Here is a 23,907-nt window from a genome sequence, read left to right as displayed (position 1 = left end):
CGGGCTGGAACTGGAACGCCCGGCCGTGAGCTTTAGCTGCCGGCTTTCTCGAAGCGGCGCAGCAGATCGTTGCCACGCGACACCGATGAATCGAGCGCCTCTTTCGGCGTCTTCTTCTGCGCCCAGACTTGCTCCAGTTCCTCATCGACCACGGTGCGGATCTGCGGCATGTTGCCAAGCCGCAAGCCCTTCGTGTACGGCAGCGGCGGCTTGTTCAGCATTTGCTTGATCGCCGTGTCGGCGCCGGGATTCTTGTCGTAGAAGCCCTGTTTTTGCGTCAGTTCATAAGCGGCGGTCGTGACCGGCAGGTAGCCCGTGTCCTGATGCCACTTCGCCGCGACCGGCGCGGAGGCGAGATACGCGAGGAATTTCGCCACGCCCTTGTAGACCGCCGGATCCTTGCCCGCCAGCACCCACAGGCTCGCGCCGCCGATGATCGCGTTCTGCGGCGCGCCCTTCACGCTCGCGTCGTAGGGCATCATGCCGACGCCGAAATCGAACTTCGCGTACTTCTTGATGGTCGCGCGCGAGCCGGACGAGTTCGTGATGATCCCGCAGTCGCCGCTATAGAACTTCGACACCGGTTCGTCCTTGCGGCCGACGTAGGTGAACGTGCCTTCTTTCGCCATGTCCTGCAAAAACTGGATGTGCGCGACCTGAAGCGGCTTGTTGAATTCGAGCGTGGCGTCGGCGCCGTCGAAACCGTTGTTCTTCGTCGCGAACGGCGCGCCGTGCCAGGCGCTGTAGTTTTCAAGCTGAATCCAGCTTTGCCAGCCGGACGAATAACCGCAAGACATGCCCGATGCCTTCAGCTTCTTGGCGTCCGCTTCGACCTCGGCCCAGGTTTTCGGCGGCTGGTCCGGATCGAGGCCCGCTTTCTTGAACGCGTCCTTGTTGTAGTAGAGGACCGGCGTGGAACTGTTGAACGGCATCGAGATCAGATGGCCGGTCTTGCCGTCGCTGTAGTAGCCCGAAATGGTCGGCACGAACGCTTTTTCGTCGAGCGGGACGCCGGCCTGCTTGAAGACGTCCGAGACCGGGATGACGGCCTTCTTGGCCTGGATCATCGTGGCGGTGCCGACTTCGTAGACTTGCAGGATCGCGGGCGCGTTGCCGCTGCGATACGCGGCGATGCCGGCGGCGAGCGTCTGGTCGTAGGTGCCCTTGAAGACCGGGACGATCGTGTAGTCGCTTTGCGACGCGTTGAAGTCCTTCGCGATGTCGTTCACGCGTTCGCCGAGCGCGGCTTCCATCGCGTGCCAGAACTGGATTTCGGTCGCGGCATGCGCGGCGGAACTGGCGCCGAAGGCCAGCACGGCAGCGGCCGCAATGGAGCGAAAGAGGGGCTTGCAACTCATCAAACTATCTCCTTGAGGATTTATGGCGCCAGAAAACCGCTCTGGCGCGCGATTTTAGTTTTCTTCGATGACAAACAGGCGTTCGTATTCTTTTAACGCGTAACGATCGGTCATGCCCGCGATGTAATGCGCGATCAACCGTGCCTGCGACGCTTCCCGGCCCGGCGTGGCGAGTTCGTTGGCGGCGTCGTTGGCGGCGTCTTCCGCCACCGGCCCGTGCGACTGGTACGCGGGCGGCAAAAGACGCGGATCTTCGCTGAACGCGTTGAACAGCCCGCGCACCACGCGCCGCGCCTTGTTCGCCATCCGCATCACGCGATAGTGGCGATACAGGTTCTTGAACAGAAAACGCTTGAGCGCGGCGGCCTGGGCCGCGACTTCCTCGCTGTGCGCGACAAGCGGTCGCGCGTTGCGAACGTCTTCGAGCGACGCGACGCCGGCATGCGCGAGATTCGCATTCGTCGTGTCGATAAGATCGACGATCAGCGTATTGATAATCCGCCGGATGGTCTCGTGGATCAGCCGCCGCCCGTCGATGCGCGGGTAATCGGCGCGCGCCGTCTCGTAATGCGTCTGCCAGAGCGCGACATCGGCCAGTTGTTCGAGCGTGATGAAACCGGAACGCAGGCCGTCGTCCACATCGTGGTTGTTGTAGGCGATTTCATCGGCGACATTCGCGATCTGCGCTTCGATAGACGGCTGGCGGCCGGTGAGAAAACGCTCGCCGAGATCGCCGAGCCAGCGCGCGTTTTCGCGTGAACAGTGCTTGAGAATGCCTTCGCGCGTCTCGAAACAGAGATTCAGGCCGTCGAACGCGCCGTAATGCTCTTCGAGTTGATCGACCACCGCGAGGCTTTGCAAGTTGTGTTCGAAGCCGCCGTGATCGCGCATGCATTCGTTCAGCGCGTCTTGTCCGGCATGGCCGAACGGCGTGTGGCCGAGATCGTGGGCGAGCGAAATGGCCTCGACCAGATCCTCGTTCACGCGCAGGTTGCGCGCGACCGAACGCGCGATCTGCGCGACTTCGAGGCTGTGGGTCAATCGCGTGCGGAACAGGTCGCCTTCGTGATTCACGAACACTTGCGTCTTGTATTCGAGACGCCGGAAGGCCGTCGAATGGACGATCCGGTCGCGGTCGCGCTGGAATTCGGTGCGCGCGGTGGGCGGCGCCTCCGGGAAACGCCGCCCGCGCGATTGTGCGGAATGCGCGGCGTAGGGCGCGAGATGCGCTTCCAGCGTGAAAGAAGTGGGACTGCTCGATAAAACCTGGCGCTTCGTATCGTTCACCGGCAGCTCCCGATCATTCGTGGTCCGGCTGGAGGATGAGCGCGCGTCAGATGCTGGCGGCGAGCGTTGCGCGCACAGCGTCGTCCGGTGCGCCCGTGATTTTGGTGTCGCCGAAACGCGTAAGCAGGATGAACTTGATCTCGCCCGCCTCGGCTTTCTTATCCACTTTCATCAGATCGATATAGCGGTCCGCGCCTAAATCCGGCGCGGTGACCGGCAGCTTGGCGGCCTCGATCACCTTCACTAGCCGTTGGCGCGAGGTTTCGTCGAGCGCGCCGAGCCGCGTGGACAGATCCGCCGCCATGACCATGCCGCAGCCGACCGCCTCGCCGTGCAGCCACGCGCCGTAGCCGAGCCCCGCTTCGATGGCGTGGCCGAACGTGTGTCCGAAGTTGAGGATCGCGCGCAGGCCGCCTTCGCGTTCGTCGGCGGCGACGACCGATGCCTTCACCTCGCACGAGCGCTGCACCGCGTGCGTGAGCGCGTCGGCGTCGCAGGCGTTCAGCGCGTCGATATTCGACTCGATCCACTCGAAGAATTCAGCGTCGGCGATCGCGCCGGTCTTGATGACTTCCGCGAGACCCGCCGCCAGTTCGCGCTCGGGCAGCGTGCGCAACACGCCGATATCGGCGATGACCGCTTGCGGCTGATAAAACGCGCCGATCATGTTCTTGCCGAGGGGATGATTGATGCCGGTCTTGCCGCCCACCGACGAATCCACCTGTGAAAGCAGCGTCGTCGGCACCTGGATGAACGGCACGCCGCGCATATAGCACGCCGCCGCAAACCCGGTCATATCGCCGATCACTCCGCCGCCCAGCGCGATCAACGTGGTTTTCCGATCGGCGCGCTCGGTCAGGAGCGCGTCGAAAATGAGGTTCAGCGTTTCCCAGTTCTTGTGCGCCTCGCCGTCCGGCAAAACGACCGTGGTCACCTTTTTGCCGAGCGGCGCGAGCGCGGCCCGCAGCATATCGCCGTAAAGCGGATCGACGGTGGAATTCGTCACGATCGCGACCGACGCGCCCTTGATATGCGGCGCAAAAAGCTCGGTCTGGCCGATCAGATCGGCTCCGATGTGAATGGGATAGGCGCGGTCGCCCAGTTCGACGTTGACTGTAATCATCCCGATATTATGACTCAGCGGGTTTCATGACGCCGGCCATCTCGAGCTGCATCAACACCATGTTGACGAGCACGTTGACGGTCGGCCGCCCGGTTTCCACGACGAAATGCGCGCATTGCTGATACAGCGGGTCGCGCATGTCGTAAAGCGCTTCGAGCTTGCCGCGCGGGTCGTCGGTTTGCAGCAGCGGCCGATTCTTGTCGCGGCGGGTGCGCTGCCAGAGGTCATGCGGATTCGCGCGCAAATAGATGACGACGCCACGATTCTTCAGATGATCGCGATTTTCGTCGCGCAATACCGCGCCGCCACCGGTCGCGAGCACGATGCCGTCACGCTGCGACAGCTCGTCGATCACTTGCGCCTCGCGCTGCCGGAATCCGTCCTCGCCTTCCAGTTCCCAGATCACCGGAATGCGGGCGCCGGTACGCGCTTCGATTTCGTGATCGGAATCGATGAACGGCCGTCCGAGCCGGCGCGCGACCGCACGGCCCACGGTGGTTTTTCCCGCCCCCATGAGTCCGACAAAAAATACGTTCGCGTTCGCGTGCCCGGCTTGCACCTCGGTTCCTTTACGGTCGATTCTGGTCCTGTTCGTGCGGGAGCTTAAGGGCAAACCGCCCGCTTTGTCGAGTCTGGAGGGCTTGCGGGCGGGCGTCATCAGCCTGCGCCGACGATGTGCGGCGTGATGAAAATCACCAGTTCGCTGCGTGAATTGCTCCGCGAATCGTGCCGAAAAAGCCAGCCGAGCAGCGGAATCTTCGACAAGAGCGGCACGCCGACAACATCGCTGCGCTCGTCCGTCGAGTAAATGCCGCCAATCGCAACCGTGCCGCCGTCCTCCACCTCGACGCGCGTCTGAACGTGCTTCGTGTTGATCGCCGGGCCGGCCGCCGTGACTTCGCCGACGCTGTCCTTCGATACATCGAGATCCAGAATCACGTGCCCGTGGGGCGTGATTTGCGGCTCGACCTCCAGTTTGAGCGCGGCGCGCCGAAACTGCACACCTGACACGCCGTTGCCCACTTTCGCCTGATATGGCAGTTCGGTGCCCTGCTCGACCAGCGCCTTCACGCGATCCGCCGTGACGACACGCGGACTCGACACGATCTGCCCGCGCCCTTCCGACGCAAGCGCGCTCAATTCGATATTGAGAAGCCGGGTCGCCTGCGCCGCGAACAAAGTCAAACCTGCCGTCGCCGCGTCGAAACCGGCGATCGGACGCGCCGACAGATCGTAAACCGTTCCGCTCGCGCCACCCGACACACCGTGCGAGCTCGCCGGATCGCCGGTCGCCGTCAGCCCGAGCTTGACGCCGAGATTGCGCGAAAAGCCCACCTCACCTTCGACGATGCGCGCCTCGATCATCACCTGCGGCGTTGGCTGGTCGATCCGTCCGATCAGTTCCGCAATCTGCGCAATGCGCGCTTCGAGATCGGTGACGAACAGCAAATTCGTGCGCGCATCCGCCATCACCGAGCCGCGCTTGGACAGCACGCGCTGATTGCCCGCGCCGGTCAGAAGCTTGCGCACCTCGTCGGCGCGCGGATAGCGCAGCACGAACGTGCGGCTGCCGAGCGGTTCGAGATCGGCGGCGCGCGCGTGCGCCTCGAAACGCAGCCGCTCGCGCGCGGCCAGATCGGCGAGCGGCGCGACCCAGATCACGTCGTCGTGGCGCTCCATCGCGAGGCCGTGAATTTCCAGCAGCGTGTCGAACGCGCGCCGCCACGGCACGTCGATCAGGCTCATCGACACCAGCGCTCGGATCTTCTCGCTGACCACGATGTTAAGGCCCGAGAACTTGGCGAACGACTGGAGTACGGCGGCGAGATCGGCGTGTTTCAGGTTGAGTGTGATCGGGCGGTCGTCCGCGTTTTTGTTCGCACTGTTTTTGGAGCCCGCGCCGCTGAGGCGTTCGGGCGGCGGCAGCGGCACTGGCGATCCTTCGAGCGGTGCGGTTTCAGCCGCGACGGGCGCTGTCGGCACGACAGAGGGCGCGAGCGGCGGTTTCGGCGCGAGCCACGCGGACTCCGTATCGGCGGCGAACTGGTCGGTCGACAGCGTGTCGTCGAGCGCGGCGGGGATCGGCGGCAACGGCGGCACCGCGTTTTCAGCCGCCAGCGCGCCGCCGCAAGCCAGGACGGCCATGAGTATCAATGCGCGATTGCTCACGACGACTCCTCGTCGAAGGCGATCGTGCGCGCCACCGAACCGCGCGCGCCATCGCGCGTCAGTTCGACAAACCGTGGATGCACCCGCGCCACGCGTTCATGGCCGATCGACTGGCCCGCCTCGAAACCCTCCGCGCCGTCCGGCGTCCGAACCATGGCGAGCGCGTGACGATGCGCGAGCAACGTGCCGACGAGCAGGACATCGGCCGTGGCGCTGTCGCCGCGCGCGTCGAACGGGTCGGAACGCGCGACGGCCGCACGTGACGGCGCGGGATTTCCGAAGCCCGGAAGCGCTTCGAAGATCCTGAGCGTCGCGTCCAGCGTCAAACCGCTGCCACCACTTGCAGCGCGCCGGATTTGCGCGTTTTCCGGCACGGCCAGATGCGGCAAGCCCGCGAGTGCATCCAGAAACCGCCGGATTTCGATAAACGAACCGTCGGCGCGCAAGCGCAGCGGGTGATCGATGGGCGGCGGTTCGCTCGTCGCCGACAACTTGACGGCGACGGGCGCGTGGACCGTTACCGGTACGATCGAACTGACCCGTAAGCCGCTTTCGGACGCGAGCTTCGCGGCTGCGTCGAGCGCGTCGGCGGCGCTCCAGTCACCCAGATGATTCGCGCCAGCACCCGTTCGCATCCGCAACGCGGGCAATTCGCGCTCGATCTGCTGAGCGTGGCTCATTCGCCGGGTTGCATCGGCGAGCGCCGCCCGGCTTGCCTGCACGCCGCTCAAATCCGACGAATGCCACGCCTTTGCGCCGATCGCCCCGACCAGTGCCGCGAGCACGCACGCGCACACGATGCTTCGGCGGCGGCTCCAGGCGTCGAGCGGCGTGAGCACAAAGGCCAATAAATTCGCGGACGCCGAGCGTGGCCGTGCCGGGTGACTCGATACAAAGCTATTCATTGAGTGCTCCTTTTTGCGTTCTGTTCGACCTTCGCGACTTTCACGACGGATTTTTCAGCGCCAGCCGGATTGCCGGCCCACCGCACGAGCGCGGTGACGTCGTAGCCGGCCGGCGCGGGCGCGGACGCGTGGTCGGCCGGCGCGTGGCGTTGCGTGCTCACGCGCCGCCGCATCTCGACGACCATCACAGAAGCCACGCCCGACACGCCTTGCAGCCGCTTCATCCAGCGCGCGGCGGCGTCCGAATCCGGCGCGATGGCGACAAGCTCCACTTCGCCGCCGTGCTGTGCAGCGCTCTGCGACACGCGCTGCAACGCGACACCGCTATCCGGCGACGCATCGCCGAGCGCATCGAGCAGCGTGAGAAAACGCGCGCGCGGCCCGGCAAGCGGCTTGGCGAGTTCACGGGCGCGCGACTGACGCGTGCGCTCCGCCGCGATCCGCGCGTGTTCGGCGAGCGACGGCCCGAGCTTTTGCAGCGACGCTTCGAGCGCGGCGCGCCGGACGTCCAGCCGGTCGCGCTCGAACGCGTCCCAACCCGCTATCGCACCGGCCGCCATGCAGCCCACCACCGACGCCGCGAGCAGCAACGCCGCGCGCCGGTTGCGCGCTTCGCGTCGGCGGGTGTTTCGGTAGGGCAGGAGGTTGAAGCCGTCGGCGACTGCCGGAGAGAGGCCGAGCGCGGTCATTGCGTCACCTCGCGCAACGCGAGCCCGAACGCGACGGCGAACAGCGGCGAATGCCGGAGCGCTTCGTCGATACGCGCCGCGCCGTTGCAGAACGGCGCGCACTCGAACGGCAGGACCGGGCAGCCGAACCGCTCCGCCAACTGCGGCGCGGGCAAGCCTGCGCGCGCGAGCAGATCGAGATCGCCGGAAACGAGTATCCAGTCGAGCGCCGCGTTCTGGCCGATCAAGTCATGGAAGGCATCAACGAGCGTCGAATATTCGGGTGAGGGATAGCGAAACGAGCGAATCGAGCGATCCGAACCTTCATCGCCGATCAGCCACGAGTGCAGTCCGCCGCTCTCCACCCAGCACGCCACGTAACGTTCGTTCGGGCCGAGTTCGATGCTGCCCGCGTGCCGCATCGCCCGCAGCGCCGCGCCCGGCTCGCCGTCGATCGCACTCAGCGCCACGCCCGCCGCGGCCGCCGTCTCGACCCGCGCCTCGATATGCTGGCGCGGCGTGGCCGAGATCGACACCTGCGCGTGGCCGTCGTCGCGTGCCTCGACCGACCAGTCCACCGAAAGCGCAGTCCGCTCGATCCCGACCGCGCGCTCCGCCTCCGCCAGCACCGCCGGTTCGAGCAGGCCGCGCGGATCGCCGCGTTCCGGCACGCCATAAGGCGCGCCCTGCCGGAATGGCGGCATCAGCCGGGCAAGCGGAACGAGCGTCGTAAGCGTCGTGGCGGCGGGCAGCGCCATCGCACAACGCAGACCGCGCCACGCGGCGCCGGGCGGAAGCCGGCCGAAGGCGTCGCGCAGTGCCGCCGAAATCGCGGGCCGGTCGATGAAATCGCCGCCGATCACCACGCCCGGATCGAGCGGCACCGTCTCCAGATGCTCGACACATACCGCCCCGTTCGCGCGCAGCCGCCGGCTGAGCACGGCGAGACGCAGCGCTTTTTCGCTCACGTCGATTCCCGCGGCAAAGCGCCGCGTAACCGTCAATATCGACCCTTGAAGCGTCGTCTTCGTCATGCCAGCCCTCCTTTCTTCAGTCCCGCGCCGACCGTTCGAGCGCGTGCGATGAAAAGAATTGTGGCGAGTCGCGCGCCCGTCGAACATTCAGCCGGATGGCTAACGTTCGCGCTCGCCATGCGCGGCCGCGTCCGGCGGGAAACAGCGCCGGCGCGGCGACTGTGCGCAACGACTCAAGCCGAGCATCGAGCGGGCGTAAGCGGTAAAGAGGGACGGCTATAATCGCGGGACCGTTTTTTGGTGGTGCTATGCAATCTTCTTCTCCGACGTCCCCGCAGTCCCCGCCGCCCGCCCGGCCGAAACCCAAGCGTTCGCTCTGGCTGCGGCTCTTGCTCGGACTCGTCATTTGTATCGTGGGACTGATCGTGTGCGCCGCGCTGATGCTCGGCTATGCGCTGGTCGTCGCGCAGCCGAACCTTCCGTCGCTCGACGCACTGACCGACTACAAGCCGAAAGTGCCGCTGCGCATCTATACGGCCGATCACCTGCTGATCGGCGAATTCGGTGAGGAACGCCGCAGCGTCGTGCGGATTCAGGACGTACCGGATCAACTGAAGAAAGCCGTGCTCGCCATCGAGGACGCGCGCTTCTACGACCACGGCGGCGTCGATCTCACCGGCATCCTGCGCGCGGGCACGGTTGCGCTGACCAACGGCCACGCGTCGCAGGGCGCGAGCACGATCACGATGCAGGTCGCGCGCAACTTCTTCCTGTCGAGCGAAAAGACCTACACGCGCAAGATCTACGAGATGCTGCTCGCCTACAAAATCGAGCGCGCGCTGACCAAGGACCAGATTCTTGAGGTCTACATGAACCAGATCTATCTCGGCCAGCGCGCGTATGGTTTCGCGAGCGCCGCGCGGGTCTATTTCGGCAAGGATCTGAAGGACATCACGCTTGCCGAGGCCGCGATGCTCGCCGGGCTGCCGAAAGCGCCGTCGGCGTATAACCCGGTGGTCAATCCGAAGCGCGCGAAGGTGCGTCAGCACTACATCCTCGAACGGATGCTGGAGTTGCACCACATCACGCAAGAGCAGTTCGACGAAGCCGCGCGGCAACCGCTCGTCGTGAAGGGCGCGGGCCGCGAATTCAGCGTGCATGCCGAGTACGTCGCGGAAATGGTGCGCCAGATGATGTACGCGCAATACCGCGAGGAGGCGTACACGCGCGGCCTGAACGTCGTGACGACCATCGATTCCGCCGACCAGGACGCCGCCTACCGCGCCGTGCGAAAAGGCATCATGGATTACGAGCGCCGTCATGGTTATCGCGGGCCGGAAGGGTTTATCGAGTTGCCCGCCGACCCGGACGACCGCGAGCAGGCCATCGACGACGCGCTCGTCGAGCATCCCGATAACGGCGAGATCGTCGCGGCGGTCGTCGTGTCGGCGAGCCCGAAGCAGGTGAAGGCGAACTTTATCGACGGCAATACGGCCACGATCGAAGGCAACGATCTGCGCTTCGTCGCGAACGCGCTGTCCACGCGCGCGCAGCCGAACCAGCGCATCCGGCCGGGCGCGATCGTGCGCCTCGTCAAGGACGACGACGGCGCGTGGACCATCACGCAATTGCCGCAAGTGGAAGGCGCGCTCGTCTCGATCGTGCCGCAGGACGGCGCGATCCGCGCGCTTGTCGGCGGGTTCGACTTCAACAAGAACAAGTTCAATCACGTCACGCAGGCGTGGCGTCAGCCGGGGTCGAGCTTCAAGCCGTTCATCTACTCGGCGTCGCTTGAAAAAGGCTTGTCGCCCGCGACCATCATCAACGACGCGCCGCTCTTTTTCAGCGCCGCCGAAACCGGCGGGCAGGCGTGGGAGCCGAAGAACTACGGCGGCGGCGTCGATGGCCCGATGCCGATGCGTACCGCGCTGATGAAGTCGAAAAACCTCGTGTCGATCCGCATTCTGAGCACGATCGGCACGCGTTACGCGCAGCAATACATCACGAAGTTCGGCTTCGACGCTGACCGTCATCCGGCTTATTTGCCGATGGCGCTCGGCGCGGGTCTCGTCACGCCGCTACAGATGGCGGCCGGCTATTCCGTGTTCGCGAACGGCGGGTATCGCGTGAATCCGTACCTGATTGCCGATATCACCGATCCGCGCGGCGCGGTCGTCTCGCATCCGCAACCGCTCGTCGCGCAGGAAAGCGCCCCGCTCGCGATCACGCCGCGCAACGCCTACGTGATGAACAGCTTGCTGCAAAGCGTCGCGCAACGCGGCACGGGCGCGCGAACCAATCAGTTGAAGCGCACCGATCTCGCGGGCAAAACGGGCACGACCAACGACTCGCACGACGCGTGGTTCGCGGGTTATCAGCACTCGCTCGTGGCGATTGCGTGGATCGGCTATGACAATCCGAAGAGTCTCGGCGACAAGGAAACCGGCGGCGGACTGGCCTTGCCGGTCTGGATGGACTACATGAGCCGGGCGTTGCGCGGCGTGCCGGACTACAAGTCGATGCAACCGCCCGACGTCGTGACGCTCGGCGGCGAACTGTATTTCGACGACATGACGCCGGGCCACGGTTTCATCGCGACCATCGGCGTCAGTCAGGCGCCGACGGAAGAAGCCAGCGGCGCATCGGGCGCAGTCGCGCCGGACCAGGTGGGCGAGCAGGAAAAGCAGGACATCATGAATCTGTTCCAGGGCCACTGAGCGCGGCTTACCACCCGCGCCGCGTCACAACGAGCCGGTCACGCTGAAAAGCGGACCGGCTCGCCTGCTTGCTGGCTCGCGTATTCGGTGAGCGCGGCGAAAAACTCGCTGCCGTCGCGCGTGTTGCGCCACGCGCCATCCACGTATTTGTAGTGAAACCCGCCCGCTTTTGCCGCGAGCCAGAGTTCGTGCATCGGCGGCTGAAGGTTCACGATCACCTTCGTGCGGTTCTCGAATTCGAGCGTCAGAACATTGCCGCTACGCTCGAATTCGATATCCACATCCGACGCGTCCACGGCGCGCTCCACCGCGGCCAGAGCGGCTTCGGCGAGGGTCAGGTATTCGTTATCGGTCATGCTAAACTCCAGCGATTAATTTTTCAGGGACAACGATGCGAGTCGTCTTTCGGATGAGCGCGATTGTAGCGGCTTTGGCGGTGACAGCCGGCGCACTCGGTGGTTGCGGACAGCGCGGCGCGCTCTATATGCCGTCGGTGCCGCCGCTTCCCCAGCGCCCCGCCGACCTCAATCCGCCGCCGTCCGCCGAGGCAGCCAGCGGCGCGTCGTCAGTCGATGAATCGACGGTGCCCGACACTTCCGGCGAGCCGCTCACGCTCGCGCCCGACACCGAGTTGAATTCCGGTGCGTCCGCGCCGCGCGCAGCGTCCGCCGCAAACTGAACTCCGCATTCCGCCCGCTCCGGGCCATTTAGGTCAAGCATGTCTCAATCCGCATTCAACTACGTCGACGGCGTGCTGCACGCCGAAGGCGTCTCCGCCGTCTCGCTCGCCGAACAGTTCGGCACGCCGCTCTACGTGTACTCGCGCACCGCGCTGACCGAAGCGTATCGCGCTTACGCCGACGCGTGTCAGGGCCGCCGCGCGACTGTCCACGCCGCCGTGAAGGCAAACAGCAATCTGGCCGTGCTCAACGTGTTCGCGCGGCTCGGCGCGGGCTTCGACATCGTTTCGTCGGGCGAACTCGCGCGCGTGCTCGCGGCGGGCGGCAGCGCGGCGAACACGGTGTTTTCGGGTGTCGGCAAAAGCCCGGCGGAAATGCGCGAGGCGCTCGAACTCGGCGTGAAATGCTTCAACGTCGAGTCGATTCCGGAACTGCATGCGCTGAACGACGTGGCAAAGTCCATGGGCAAACGCGCGCCGGTCTCGTTGCGTGTGAACCCGGACGTGGACGCGAAAACGCATCCGTATATTTCCACCGGCCTCAAGTCGAACAAGTTCGGCGTGGCGTTCAGCGACGCGCGCGCGACCTACGCGCAAGCCGCCAGCCTCTCGAATCTCGATGTGATCGGGATCGATTGTCACATCGGCTCGCAAATCACTGAGATCAGCCCGTATCTCGACGCGGTCGACAAGCTGCTCGAACTCGTCGAACAAATCGAGGCGGACGGCGCGACCATTCATCATGTGGATGTCGGCGGCGGCCTGGGTATCACCTACGACGACGAAACACCGCCGGATATCGGCGTGTTCGTGCGCACGGTGCTCGACCACGTCGAACAGCGCGGCCACGGCCATCGCGAAGTGTATTTCGAGCCGGGCCGCTCGCTCGTCGGCAATGCGGGCGTGCTGCTCACGCGCGTCGAATACTTGAAGCCGGGCGAGGAAAAGAACTTCGCCATCGTCGATGCCGCGATGAACGATCTCGCGCGCCCCGCGATGTATCAGGCGTTTCACCGCATCGAGCCGGTCGTTCAGGGCAACGCGGCGGCGCAGGTCTACGACGTGGTCGGCCCCATCTGCGAAAGCGGCGACTGGCTCGGCCGGGACCGCACGCTCGCGATCGAAACCGGCGACCTGCTGGCCGTCTGCTCGGCGGGCGCGTATGGCTTCGTGATGAGCTCGAACTACAACACGCGTCCGCGCGCCGCCGAAGTCATGGTCGATCACGAACGCGCGCGCCTCGTCCGGGAACGTGAGGAAGTGCAGCAACTGTTCGCTGGCGAGTCGATCCTGCCGGACTGACGCGGTTTTCGCAGTCTGCAAGAAAAAAGGCGATGCTCCGGCATCGCCTTTTTGCGTTTAGCGATCGCGGGTTCTACGTGAAACCCGCATTTTCGCCCACGCAAGAAGCCGCCAGCCGAGCAACGCAATGACGATCGCGCCGTAGATCTTCGGCAAAACGAGGTCGTGCTTGCCCGCCTTCATCCACCAGAAATGCAGGATGGCGAGCGTCGCGACCGCGTAAATGGTTTTGTGCAGCGTGACCCAGAGGCGTCCGAGCTTTCTTACCATCGCTTTCGGCGACGTAGCGGCGAGCGGGATCAGCAGCACGAACGCGGCGAATCCGACCGTGATGAACGGCCGCTTGCCGATATCCTTGAAAATCGCGGCGACGTCGAACCACTTGTCGAACCAGAGATACGTCGTGAAGTGAAGCACCGCGTAGAAGAACGCGTAAAGGCCAAGCATGCGCCGGAAACGCAGCAACGCGTTCGCGCCGGTCAGGCGGCGCGCGGGCGTCACGGCCAGCGTGATACACAGGAAAACAAGCGTCCAGAGTCCGGTCGAACGCGTGATGAATTCGATCGGATTCGCGCCCAGCCGGCCGGTCACGCCGAAAAACACAATGCGCGCGAGCGGAAACAGCGCCGCGACGAAAACAATCACTTTCGCCGGCGTCATCCAGCGGCCTGCGGTCCCGGCGCGAGCGCCCGGCCGTTTCGAATCGGATACCGATCCCATGAGGTTCGCCTAGAAATTCTTCTTCAGGTCCATGCCCTGATAAAGCGACGCGACCTGATCGCCGTAACCGTTGAACATCAGCGTCTTGCGCTTCGGCTGGAAGAAACCATCCTCGCCGATCCGCCGCTCCGTCGCCTGGCTCCAGCGCGGGTGATCGACGTTCGGGTTCACGTTCGAATAAAAACCGTATTCGCTCGTCGCGTAAGTGTTCCAGCTCGTCGGCGGCTGCTTTTCGACAAAGCGGATCTTCACCAGCGATTTCGCGCTCTTGAAACCGTATTTCCACGGCACGACGATCCGCACCGGCGCGCCGTTCTGGTTCGGCAGCACCTCGCCATAAAGCCCGACGGTCAGAAGCGTCAGCGGATTCATCGCCTCGTCCATGCGCAGGCCTTCGGAATACGGCCATTCGAGAATCGGCGTGGAAAGTCCGGGCATTTGCGATTGATCGGCGAGCGTGATGAACTGCACGTATTTCGCGTTGCCGGTCGGCTGCGCGCGCTTGATGAGCTCCGACAGCGAAATGCCGACCCACGGAATCACCATCGACCACCCTTCCACGCAGCGCATCCGGTACACGCGTTCTTCGAGCGGCGCGAGTTTCAGCAACTCGTCGATGTCGTACACCTTCGCATTCTTCACTTCGCCTTCGACCGAAATCTTCCACGGACGCGGCCGCAGCGTGTGCGCGTTCTCGGCCGGATCGCCTTTGTCCGTGCCGAATTCGTAGAAATTGTTGTAGCTGGTGATGTCCTTGTACGGCGTGACTTTCTCGTTGACGACGAACTTGGGGTTCGTCTTCGCCGCGAGCTTCTGGCCCTTCGCATCCGGCGAACTCAGCGTGGCGAGCGCTTCGCCATTTACGCCGACCAGACCGGCCGCCGCCGCCGCGCCCGCCGCGCGCATCACGCGGCGGCGGTTCTCGAACGCGCGGCGCGACGTGATTTCGCTCGCGGGAATGTCGTCGCCGAAAAGCCGGCGATCACGTTTGATCCACATTTCGATACTCCTGAAAACCTTAACCATTTAACCGACGACGAAAAAAAACCGCCAGCACAGCGTGCATGACGGTTCTTAGTCGCGGCTTAAAGCCCGAAATTACAGCTTTCCGTAACTGTGAAGCCCGGACAGGAACATGTTGACGCCGAGGAACGCGAACGTCGTGACGATCAGGCCGGTCAGCGCCCACCACGCTGCCACCGCGCCGCGCAATCCTTTCATCAAACGCATGTGGAGCCACGCCGCGTAGTTGAGCCACACGATCAGCGCCCACGTTTCCTTCGGATCCCAGCTCCAGTAGCCGCCCCACGCTTCCGCCGCCCACAGCGCGCCGAGAATGGTCGCGATGGTGAAGAACGCGAAACCGACGGCGATGGACTTGTACATCACGTCGTCGAGCACTTCCAGCGACGGCAGGCGGTCGGCCAGCACGCCGCGCTCTTTCGCCAGATACGCGACGCCGACCATCGCCGAAAGCGCGAAGCTGCCGTAGCCGATGAAGTTGGCCGGCACGTGGATCTTCATCCACCAGCTTTGCAGCGCGGGCACGAGCGGCTGGATCTGCTGCGCGTCGCGGGCGATCGAATACCACATCAGGAAGCCGACGGCCGCGCTGATCACGAGCAGCACGAACGCGCCCATCGCGCGCGTACTGTAGTGCTGTTCGTAATACAGATAGAACAGCGACGTAATCAGGCAGAACAGCACGAACACTTCGTACAGGTTCGAAATGGGGATATGGCCGACATCCGCGCCGATCAGATACGACTCGTACCAGCGCACCATCAGGCCGACAAAGCCCATCAGCACCGCGACCCAGGTCATGCGCGAGCCAATCGAGCCGCCTGTTGCCGAGCGCGTGAGGAGGCCGATCCAGTAGAAAATGGTGGCGAGCACGAGCAGCGCGCTCATCCAGAGAATCGCCGACTGGCTGGACAGGAAATATTTGAGGAAGAAATTGGTGTCGGCGCGGGCGAGATCGGCGTGATACAGCTGAATGGACGACAACGCCAGCAGCGCGATGCACGCAATCAAGAGACGCACCGGCTTCCAGCGCCAGCCGAGCACGACGAAGGTCGGCACCGCGGCGATCAGCACGGCCTTGTCGTAGTAATTCATGAACGGGTAGTAGCGATAAAGCGCGAAACCCGCGCCTGCCACCATCGCCAGCGCGAACAGCCAGTCGAGCGCGCCGAGCTTCTTGAGAAACGGACGATCGTCGAAAAGGGCCGCATCGGCGACGTTCGGGACGCTGCCCGCAGTCGCCCGCTCGCTGGCGGAATTCGAGGATGAAGAGGCTTGAGTGAGGTCCATGATCTTACCGGGTGGAATCTTCTTGCGTGACTGACGAGGCGGGCGCTTCGGGCGCTTCGGGTGTCTTTGGCGCGGCCTCGGCTGCGGAAGCGGCGCTCGGTGCTGGCACAACCGGCGTGGCGCCGAGCGTGGCGGCCACCGTGGCGCGGGTTTGCGCGAATTCTTTCTCGTAGTCGAGCGTGCGGCGGGCCGTGGACATCGCCATCAGGACGGTCGTGCCGCCCTGTCCGCTGTCTTTGAGCCAGAACCACAGCCTGCGTTCGCGCACGTAGAACATCGAGAAAATGCCGAGTACGAGCAGAAGGCTGCCAAGATACACCACTTTTTTACCCGGCGCGCGTGTCAGCTGGAACACGGAAGCCTGAATCTGCTTGAACGAATCGAGTTGCAGGAATACCGGCGATCCATACAGAAAACTGTCAGAAAGCGCGTTGATGGACGCCTGCACGAACGCCGTGCTTTTCGCGTCGATCTTGGATTCGGGCATGCCGTTCTGCTCGCGCGAAAGCTGCCAGAGATCCCAGGTTGCGCCTTCGAGCATGCGCAACAGCAGTCCAGCGGCCTTCTCCTGCTCGCCCTTCGGCACCGACCGGTCGATAAACCCGGCGATCGCCTGGAAACCGCCGTTCACCTGGCCGTTTTGCGGCGCGACGCCGGCTTCGTCGGCGCCCGCGAACAGGTTCAGCACGCGCGCGGCGCTTTCCTCCAGATGCTTCTGCAGATCGGCGTTCGCTTGCGGCACCGAACGCGCGGCAAAGCGGCGCGCCGCTTCCGCCCGCATCGCGGGCGTTTCGAGCGCGGCGCGCAGGTTCATCCACTGTTTGACGGAGCTTTGTTCGTCGGCGGGAATGCGCAGGTAGCGGAACGGGTCGTTCGGGCTCAGGCGCATGCCCGCGAGGAACATCTGCTGGCCCTGGACATCGACCGGCAGCATGTAGTTGTTGAATTCGCGAGCTTGCCCGTCCGTGCCGCGCACCTTGTATTGCACCGACGGCCCGACGTTGCGCAAGTCGGTCGGATTCGCGCTTTTCGCGCCGGAGCCGAGGCGTTCGTCGAAGGCTTCGCGCAGCGAATGCGTCTTGCCGACCCCGCGCGCGTCGATCGCGCCGTTGCCGTCCGTCACGTTTTCCACGTTGATCGCGCGGAAATCGGTGAACTCGACGGTTTCGCCGTTGCCGCCCGCCATTTGCTGGCTCACCGGCGCGGTGCCGCCGATCGCGCCGTTGAACGGCGCGGTTTTCGTGCTCGTGCCGGTCATCGGCCAGGCGGTCATGGCGAGCTTCGAGCCGCCGTCCTGGAAACTGGACTGGTAAATCGAGATGCCGTCGTAAGTGAACGGCTTGTTCACTTCCACGCGCGCCGGGATGCGCTTGCCGGTCTCGTGATCGATCACGACGATATCGCTCGCGAAGAGCTTCGGCATGCCGGTCGAGTAGTAATCGACGATGAACTTGTCGAGCTGGATCGAGAACGGCAGATCCTGAATCAGCGAGCCGCTCTGCTGGTTGAGAATGGCCGTGCCGACGTGCTGCCCTTCCGGCACCCACGCGTAACCACGAAACGTGAGATTCGAGGAAGAGAGGCGATGCTCCGGCGGGATGTCATTGATGACCGCGTTACTCGCGATCGGCGTCTTGTTGAAGAGCCACATCTGGAGTTTGATCGGCAGGTTGCTGTCGAGCAGCCCGCCAATACAGATAATCACGATTGCCAGATGCGCGGAGATATAGCCGAGCTTGGTCAGCGCGCCGCGCTTGGCGGCGATGAGCGTCGCGCCGCTTTCCGTTTCGCGCACGACGAAGCGATAGCCGAGCTTCGCCGAGAGCCGCTGCAGCGAAGCGGCGGTATCGGCGCGCGTGGTCGACGCCACGTTGAATTCGCCCTTGTGATGGAACGCGCGCAGGCTGCCTTCGCGCACGCGGTCCTTCCAGCTCTTCATGTCCGCGATCATTTTCGGGCCGTTGCGGATCACGCACATCGACACCGAAATCACGAGGAACACGAGGATCATCATGAACCACCACGCGCTGTACACGTTGTAGAGGCTCACGCCGCGGAAGATATCCGCCCAGAACGGGCCGAACTGATTGACGTAGTTGGGATACGGATCTTCCTGCGTCAGAACCGTGCCGATCACGCTGGCGATCGCCAGGATCACGAGCAGCGCAATCGCGAAACGCATCGAACTGACGAGTTCGACGAAATGCCTGACAGCCCGACGACTCGACTTGGACTGCAATCCCGAGGTGGTGACGCTCATTCAAACTCCGACTGAACAGCAAAAAAGGGTGGAGACGTTCGCGGTCATCGACCGGCGTCCCACCCTTTTCTTGTTTTCGCGCCGGTCTCGACGAACCGGCTTCGTAATGACGGACGACTGTAAAAAACGCCGGCCGCCGATTTTAATGCAGACCGGCGATGTAATCAGCGACGGCCTTGACCTCGGCATCGGTCAGACGCAGCGAGATAGTGTGCATCGGCTCGCTGTTGTTGCGCGTGCCCTGAGCAAACGCGGTGAGTTGCGCCACCGTGTAATCGGCCCATTGCCCCGACAGACGCGGATACTGCACCGGAATTCCCATGCCGGTCGCGCCGTGACAGGCCGCGCACGCCGGCACGCCCTTATCTGCCACGCCGCCGCGATAAATCTTCTGGCCGAGCGCAACGGTGTCCTTGTTGCGCGCAAAGCCCGGCTTCTCTTTCTGCGACTCGAAATACGCCGCCACGTTGATCATATCCGGCTCGGACAGCGCACCCGCGATGCCCGCCATGATCGGATTGTTGCGCGCTGGCGCCTTGGCGCCCGGCTGTGTCTTGTAATCCTTCAACTGCTTGACGATATACGCCGCGTGCTGCCCCGCGAGCTTGGGAAACGCGCCGCCAGCGCTGTTACCGTCGGCGCCGTGACACGCCGCGCAAACCTGGGTGGCGATCGCCTGACCCCGCGCCACATCGGGCTTTGCAGGCTTTGTGGCCTCCGCCGCCTCACTTGAAACTGCCAATCCGCCGAACGTTGCCGCTACTTGAAGCACCATCAGAGTCTTGTACAGTCGATTCATTCGCGTACCCTGTTTTTCGTCTTGTGAGAATGTGAGGTTCTGCAAAAAACGACGGCGACCGCTGCACTGCAAGACACCCAACCGATGGACTCCGGCGGCCCAACCGCCCCTCGAAATCCTGTCTTGCTTATGGCTTGCTTATAGCCTGCTCATGGCTCGCTTCGGGCTAATTCCCTTGTCCCGCTTGGGTCCTGCGTGCCCTGGCTGGTATTCAGTAAACCGTCGTATTGTACAATAACTCGCTATACGCAAAGACGCCAGTCGGGGCATGCCCAGTATTCACCGGGTTCTCAAGGCTTGGGTTTTCACCGCTTTTCTTAATCGGCCCGCCAATGTCGTCATTCCTGCTTCACCAAGCCCGCTTCTTCACCACGGTCAATCACCTCCGCGATCTGCCGGCCACGCCGCAACCGGAAATCGCTTTCGCCGGGCGGTCGAACGCCGGCAAATCGACCGCCATCAATATTCTGTGCAACCAGAAGCGGCTCGCGTTCGCGAGCAAGACGCCCGGACGCACGCAGCACATCAATTATTTCGCCGTCGGCCCCGCCGACGAACCCAAGGCGCACGTCGTCGATCTGCCGGGTTACGGCTACGCCGAAGTGTCCGGTACGGCCAAGCTGCACTGGCAGGCGCTGCTGTCCACGTATTTGCAGAGCCGCGCGCAACTGGTCGGCATGGTGCTAATGATGGACTCGCGCCGTCCGCTGACCGACCTCGACAAGATCATGCTCGACTGGTTCGCGCCGACCGGCAAACCGATCCACGCGATTCTCACGAAATGCGACAAATTGACGCGCCAGGAGATGACCAACGCGTTGCGCGCGACCAAGAAAGCGTTCGCCGAGTACAAGGCCGAAGGCTATCGCGGCGAGCTGACCGTGCAGTTGTTTTCGGCGCTAAAACGCGTGGGGATCGACGAGGCGCAGGCGCAGATCGAAAGCTGGCTGATCCCAAAGCAGGCGGACGAAAGCGAGCCGGAAACGCCGGCTGAATGAAGCCGCCTGCGAGGCAATAACGCATCGCGCATAAAAAAACCCGCCGCATGACGGCGGGTCAAACAGCCTAATCGAATTCCGACAGGCACCCGCTCAGGGAGGAGAAGCGGGGAGTTCAGCGCAAAGCGCCTTGCTCGATCGGTATGATATACCATTGTCTCGATATGTTTTTGGAAGGGCCCGCGCGGTACGGCTGGCAAGGCGCTCAGCCATTTCCGACCTCCCCGCAGCACCGCTTCCCGCCTGCCGCCCTGAGCGGCGCCTCTCGTCACACGCCTATTACAACCATGAGTTTCTATCCGCATCATCGTCCGCGCCGTATGCGCCGCGACGACTTTTCGCGCCGCCTCATGCGCGAAAATATCCTCACCACGAACGACTTGATCTACCCGGTGTTTATCGTCGAAGGGACGAATGTGCGGCAGGCCGTGCCGTCGATGCCCGGCGTCGAGCGCACGTCCGTCGATCTGCTGATGAAAGTGGCCGAGCAATGCGTCGAACTCGGCGTGCCGGTGCTGTCGCTGTTTCCGGCCATCGAACCGTCGATTAAGACGCCCGACGGCCGCGAGGCGGTTAATCCCGCGGGGCTGATTCCGCGCGCGGTGCGCGAGTTGAAGAAGCATTTCCCCGAACTCGGCGTGCTCACCGACGTCGCGCTCGACCCGTACACGAGCCACGGCCAGGACGGCGTGCTCGACGAACACGGCTATGTGATCAACGACACGACCTCGGAAATCCTCGTCGAACAGGCGCGGACGCAGGCGGAAGCCGGTGTGGATATCGTGGCGCCGTCGGACATGATGGACGGCCGGATCGGCGCGATCCGCGAGATGCTGGAGAGCGAGGACCACATCCACACGCGCATCATGGCCTATGCCGCAAAGTTCGCGTCGGCGTTCTACGGCCCGTTTCGCGACGCGGTCGGCTCGGCGGCGAACCTCGGCAAGAGCAACAAAATGACCTACCAGATGGACCCGGCCAATTCCGACGAAGCCATCCGCGAAGTGCGGATGGATATCGAGGAAGGCGCGGACATGGTGATGGTCAAGCCGGGCATGCCGTATCTCGATATCGTGCATCGCGTGAAGCATGAATTCCGCTTTCCGACCTACGTCTATCAGGTGAGCGGCGAGTACGCGATGATCAAGGCCGCGACACAGAACGGCTGGCTCGATCACGACAAGGCGATGATGGAGTCGCTCCTCGCGTTCAAACGCGCGGGCGCGGACGGCGTGCTGACGTACTTCGCGCTCGACGCCGCGCGTATTTTGCGGGCGTCGAAGTAAGCGTTTGGGCGCTGAATTTCTAGCGCCGCATGAAAAAGGGCGATGCCGGTTTGCGGCATCGCCCTTTTTTTGGCTTGGTCCGGTCAGGCTTTCGGCGCGGCCAGTTTGTCGAGACTCTTCAGAAACTTCTCAGGCGATTCATAGCCGACAACCCGCACGACCTCGTTTCCTGCGGCATCGAAAAAGATGATGCCCGGCGGTCCGAAAAGCTTGAAACGCTTGAGGAGCGCTTGATCGTCGGCGTTATTGGCCGTGACGTCCGCGCGCATCAGATTGAGATGCGCGAGCCGCTCGCGCACGCGTGAATCGCTGAACGTCAGGCTCTCCATCTCCTTGCACGACACGCACCAGTCGGCGTAGAAATCGAGCATCGCGGGCCGGCCGGCCGCTTTCAGCGCGAGATCGAGTTGCTCCGACGAACGGATCGGCGCGAACGCCTGCCCTTCCTTTTGCGCGGGAGCCGCGCTTTCGCGACCCGCGAACACTTCGAGCGGCCGAAGCGGATTTGCCGAGCCAGCCGCCAGGCCGACCAGCACCGCTGCCGCCCAGATCGCGAGCGCCGCGCCTATTCCGCGCGATACACGACGCCCAATCGTAGCGGCGGGCGAACGCGGTGCGAACACGCCGAGCGCGGCCGCCGCGACGATCAACCAGAGCGCCACGAGCAGCATCCGCGCTTCGCCGCCGAGCACCGGCCACACGATCCACAACGCCGCGCCAAGCAGCAGCACGCCGAAAAACACCTTCACGCCATCCATCCAGGCGCCTGCGCGCGGCAGCAACGCGCCCGCGCCGAGCCCAAGGATGAGCAGCGGGACGCCCAACCCGACGCCCATCGCGAACAGCGCAGCCCCGCCCAACAACGCGTTGCCGGTGTGCGCGATGAACGCGAGCACGGCAAAGAGCGGCGCCGTCATGCACGCGCCGACCACCAGCGCCGACAACGCGCCCATCACGACGACCGCCGCGAATTTGCCCCCCGAGCGCTTCTGCGACGCCTCGTTGACGCCCCGCTGCCAACGCTCGGGCAGCGCGATGTCGTAACCGGCGATCAACGTGAGCGCGAAAACGGCCAGCAGTACGCCGAATGCGCCGAGCACCCACGGATTCTGAAGCCACGCGCCGAGGCTTTGCCCGATCAACGCAGCCGCGACGCCGAGCGCCGTGTACACGAGCGCCATGCCGAAAACATAAGCGGCTGACAGCGACAACCCGCGCATCCGCGTGACGCCCGCACCCTCGCCGATGATGATCGCGGAGAGGATCGGGATCATCGGATACGAGCACGGCAGCAGGCTCAGCACCGCGCCCGCGAGAAAGAACACGCCGATAACGGCGAAAAATCCACCGCCTTCGAGCAGCGACTGGGCGTAATCGGCGTTGGTTGCGCGCTCGTACCAGGACGAAGACTCTGCAGGCGCGGTTGCGGATTGCGCAGCCGCAGGGCTCAACGCGGACCCGTCGACGTGGTAGACGCGCTCCATCGGCGGATAGCAGATCCCTTTATCCGCGCAACCCTGCGACGTCACGCCGAGATCGAACGGACCGGCCGCGTTTGTCACGGGGATCCGGATCACGACCTCGCCGCGGTAAGTTTCAACGTCCTTGTTGAAGGTCTGGTCGAAGTGAACCTTGCCGTTCGGCAACACCGGCGCGCCGAGCGTCGCGCTGCCGCTCTTCACGACAAACGCGAACCGCTCGCGATACATGTAGTAGCCATCCGCGACTTTATAACGCACCTCGATTTCCCCCGGCCGCTCGGACGCGCTGAATTTGAAGGCGACGGCGGGGTCGAGGAATTCGTCGTCGGCGCGCGCGGGATGCGAGGCGCCGAGCAACAAAACCATGCAGGAGAGCAGCAACGCGAACGCAACGGATAGTCGACGCTTGATGGCGTCACAAGGCTTAAACATGAACAGGACGGTAGGTTTCCGCATTGACCCAATCACCATATCCCGACGAAGCAAACGCTTGCCAGGAAAGAATTTCGGGCGTGTCGTAAGGATGATTCGATTCGATAAACCGCGCGAGTTCAGGCGCGCGCGCCGGACTCGTCTTGAACATCAACTGGATTTCGTCGGCTATTTCGAGCGCACCCTGCCAGTGATACTGCGAGCACACCGCGCCGATTTGCGTCACGCACGCGGCCAAACGCTCGTTCAGCGCACGTTCGGCGAGCTGGCGCGCGGATTCTGCATCGGGCAATGTCGTGACAAATAGGACAACTGGCGTGTTCACAGTGGACTCCATCGGCGGTGAATCGGCTGGAAAGCAATCGTAGCATCGAGCGGTTCAACTGGCCTTTCGCCAATGCGCCGGCTTTGCACGCTTGCAGGCGTCCAAAAGCAA

General features: G+C 63.8%; 21 protein-coding genes and 1 pseudogene. 5 read left to right on the top strand and 17 right to left on the bottom strand.

Annotation, left to right across the window (positions count from 1 at the left end; all coding sequences use genetic code 11):
* Positions 1-32: 32 nt before the first annotated feature.
* From ugpB to pilM, 8 genes are all read right to left on the bottom strand, one after another.
* Positions 33-1,358 carry a sn-glycerol-3-phosphate ABC transporter substrate-binding protein UgpB gene (gene ugpB / locus AC3D25_RS17195; RefSeq protein WP_488889523.1) on the bottom strand — a complete coding sequence of 442 codons (1,326 nt, stop codon included), beginning with the start codon at positions 1,356-1,358 and terminating at the stop codon, positions 33-35.
* A 54-nt stretch (positions 1,359-1,412) separates the two neighbouring features.
* Entirely contained in the window at positions 1,413-2,651 is a 1,239-nt protein-coding gene (locus AC3D25_RS17190) for a deoxyguanosinetriphosphate triphosphohydrolase (protein WP_488889731.1), read from the bottom strand.
* Positions 2,652-2,691: 40 nt separating this feature from the next.
* Positions 2,692-3,768: a 3-dehydroquinate synthase gene (gene aroB / locus AC3D25_RS17185; RefSeq protein ID WP_488889522.1), complete on the bottom strand. Its 1,077-nt coding sequence runs from the start codon at positions 3,766-3,768 to the stop codon at positions 2,692-2,694.
* 7 nt (positions 3,769-3,775) lie between these two features.
* Complete coding sequence (locus tag AC3D25_RS17180) at positions 3,776-4,327, bottom strand: shikimate kinase (RefSeq protein ID WP_488889521.1); 552 nt, start codon at positions 4,325-4,327, stop codon at positions 3,776-3,778.
* A gap of 98 nt (positions 4,328-4,425) precedes the next feature.
* The gene (locus tag AC3D25_RS17175; RefSeq protein WP_488889730.1) at positions 4,426-5,913 is read right to left on the bottom strand and encodes a type IV pilus secretin PilQ; all 1,488 of its coding nucleotides are present in this window, start codon (positions 5,911-5,913) and stop codon (positions 4,426-4,428) included.
* Between the two features lie 20 nt (positions 5,914-5,933).
* The gene (locus AC3D25_RS17170; protein ID WP_488889520.1) at positions 5,934-6,842 is read right to left on the bottom strand and encodes a type 4a pilus biogenesis protein PilO; all 909 of its coding nucleotides are present in this window, start codon (positions 6,840-6,842) and stop codon (positions 5,934-5,936) included.
* The gene (locus AC3D25_RS17165; protein ID WP_488889519.1) at positions 6,839-7,531 is read right to left on the bottom strand and encodes a PilN domain-containing protein; all 693 of its coding nucleotides are present in this window, start codon (positions 7,529-7,531) and stop codon (positions 6,839-6,841) included. Before AC3D25_RS17165 ends, AC3D25_RS17170 begins: the two co-directional genes overlap by 4 nt.
* Entirely contained in the window at positions 7,528-8,544 is a 1,017-nt protein-coding gene (gene pilM, locus AC3D25_RS17160; RefSeq protein WP_488889518.1) for a type IV pilus biogenesis protein PilM, read from the bottom strand. The genes AC3D25_RS17165 and pilM overlap by 4 nt, the downstream gene beginning before the upstream one ends.
* Before the next feature lie 248 nt (positions 8,545-8,792).
* Between pilM and AC3D25_RS17155 the strand changes: the two genes are divergently transcribed.
* Entirely contained in the window at positions 8,793-11,201 is a 2,409-nt protein-coding gene (locus AC3D25_RS17155) for a penicillin-binding protein 1A (protein ID WP_488889517.1), read from the top strand.
* A gap of 38 nt (positions 11,202-11,239) precedes the next feature.
* Here the strand turns inward: AC3D25_RS17155 and cyaY are convergent, their stop codons facing one another.
* Positions 11,240-11,557, bottom strand: coding sequence for an iron donor protein CyaY (cyaY, locus tag AC3D25_RS17150; RefSeq protein ID WP_488889516.1), 318 nt, complete (start codon positions 11,555-11,557; stop codon positions 11,240-11,242).
* 35 nt (positions 11,558-11,592) lie between these two features.
* Here cyaY and AC3D25_RS17145 point away from each other — a divergent pair.
* A pseudogene (locus AC3D25_RS17145) lies at positions 11,593-11,661 on the top strand (hypothetical protein); the annotation flags it as partial.
* 20 nt (positions 11,662-11,681) lie between these two features.
* On the opposite strand, the gene AC3D25_RS17140 reads toward AC3D25_RS17145, so the two are convergent.
* Complete coding sequence (locus AC3D25_RS17140) at positions 11,682-11,921, bottom strand: hypothetical protein (protein ID WP_488889738.1); 240 nt, start codon at positions 11,919-11,921, stop codon at positions 11,682-11,684.
* Here AC3D25_RS17140 and lysA point away from each other — a divergent pair.
* Positions 11,920-13,182 carry a diaminopimelate decarboxylase gene (gene lysA / locus AC3D25_RS17135; protein ID WP_488889515.1) on the top strand — a complete coding sequence of 421 codons (1,263 nt, stop codon included), beginning with the start codon at positions 11,920-11,922 and terminating at the stop codon, positions 13,180-13,182. The two genes, AC3D25_RS17140 and lysA, sit on opposite strands and share 2 nt — an antisense overlap.
* 57 nt (positions 13,183-13,239) lie before the next feature.
* Here lysA and msrQ read toward each other — a convergent pair whose 3' ends face one another.
* From msrQ to AC3D25_RS17110, 5 genes are all read right to left on the bottom strand, one after another.
* The gene (msrQ, locus tag AC3D25_RS17130; protein WP_488889514.1) at positions 13,240-13,902 is read right to left on the bottom strand and encodes a protein-methionine-sulfoxide reductase heme-binding subunit MsrQ; all 663 of its coding nucleotides are present in this window, start codon (positions 13,900-13,902) and stop codon (positions 13,240-13,242) included.
* Positions 13,903-13,911: 9 nt separating this feature from the next.
* Complete coding sequence (gene msrP / locus AC3D25_RS17125) at positions 13,912-14,901, bottom strand: protein-methionine-sulfoxide reductase catalytic subunit MsrP (protein WP_488889513.1); 990 nt, start codon at positions 14,899-14,901, stop codon at positions 13,912-13,914.
* Between the two features lie 99 nt (positions 14,902-15,000).
* Positions 15,001-16,215: a c-type cytochrome biogenesis protein CcsB gene (ccsB, locus tag AC3D25_RS17120; RefSeq protein WP_488889512.1), complete on the bottom strand. Its 1,215-nt coding sequence runs from the start codon at positions 16,213-16,215 to the stop codon at positions 15,001-15,003.
* 4 nt (positions 16,216-16,219) lie between these two features.
* Positions 16,220-18,475, bottom strand: a complete 2,256-nt coding sequence (locus tag AC3D25_RS17115) for a cytochrome c biogenesis protein ResB (protein WP_488889511.1) — start codon at positions 18,473-18,475, stop codon at positions 16,220-16,222.
* 142 nt (positions 18,476-18,617) lie between these two features.
* Positions 18,618-19,274 carry a c-type cytochrome gene (locus AC3D25_RS17110; RefSeq protein WP_488889510.1) on the bottom strand — a complete coding sequence of 219 codons (657 nt, stop codon included), beginning with the start codon at positions 19,272-19,274 and terminating at the stop codon, positions 18,618-18,620.
* Between the two features lie 332 nt (positions 19,275-19,606).
* Here AC3D25_RS17110 and yihA point away from each other — a divergent pair, with 332 nt between their 5' ends.
* On the top strand, positions 19,607-20,272 hold the full coding sequence (yihA, locus tag AC3D25_RS17105; RefSeq protein WP_488889509.1) for a ribosome biogenesis GTP-binding protein YihA/YsxC: 666 nt from the start codon (positions 19,607-19,609) through the stop codon (positions 20,270-20,272).
* Between the two features lie 287 nt (positions 20,273-20,559).
* On the top strand, positions 20,560-21,558 hold the full coding sequence (gene hemB, locus AC3D25_RS17100; RefSeq protein ID WP_488889508.1) for a porphobilinogen synthase: 999 nt from the start codon (positions 20,560-20,562) through the stop codon (positions 21,556-21,558).
* Between the two features lie 83 nt (positions 21,559-21,641).
* Here the strand turns inward: hemB and dsbD are convergent, their stop codons facing one another.
* Together dsbD and cutA are read right to left on the bottom strand one after the other, a co-directional pair.
* Complete coding sequence (gene dsbD, locus AC3D25_RS17095) at positions 21,642-23,471, bottom strand: protein-disulfide reductase DsbD (RefSeq protein ID WP_488889507.1); 1,830 nt, start codon at positions 23,469-23,471, stop codon at positions 21,642-21,644.
* Complete coding sequence (cutA, locus tag AC3D25_RS17090; protein ID WP_488889506.1) at positions 23,464-23,808, bottom strand: divalent-cation tolerance protein CutA; 345 nt, start codon at positions 23,806-23,808, stop codon at positions 23,464-23,466. Before cutA ends, dsbD begins: the two co-directional genes overlap by 8 nt.
* Between the last annotated feature and the right edge of the window lie 99 nt (positions 23,809-23,907).

The organism is Caballeronia sp. SL1002, assembly GCF_057814995.1.
The sequence above is the reverse complement of the archived record's forward strand: the minus strand, read 5'-3'. Positions and strand labels throughout refer to the sequence as shown.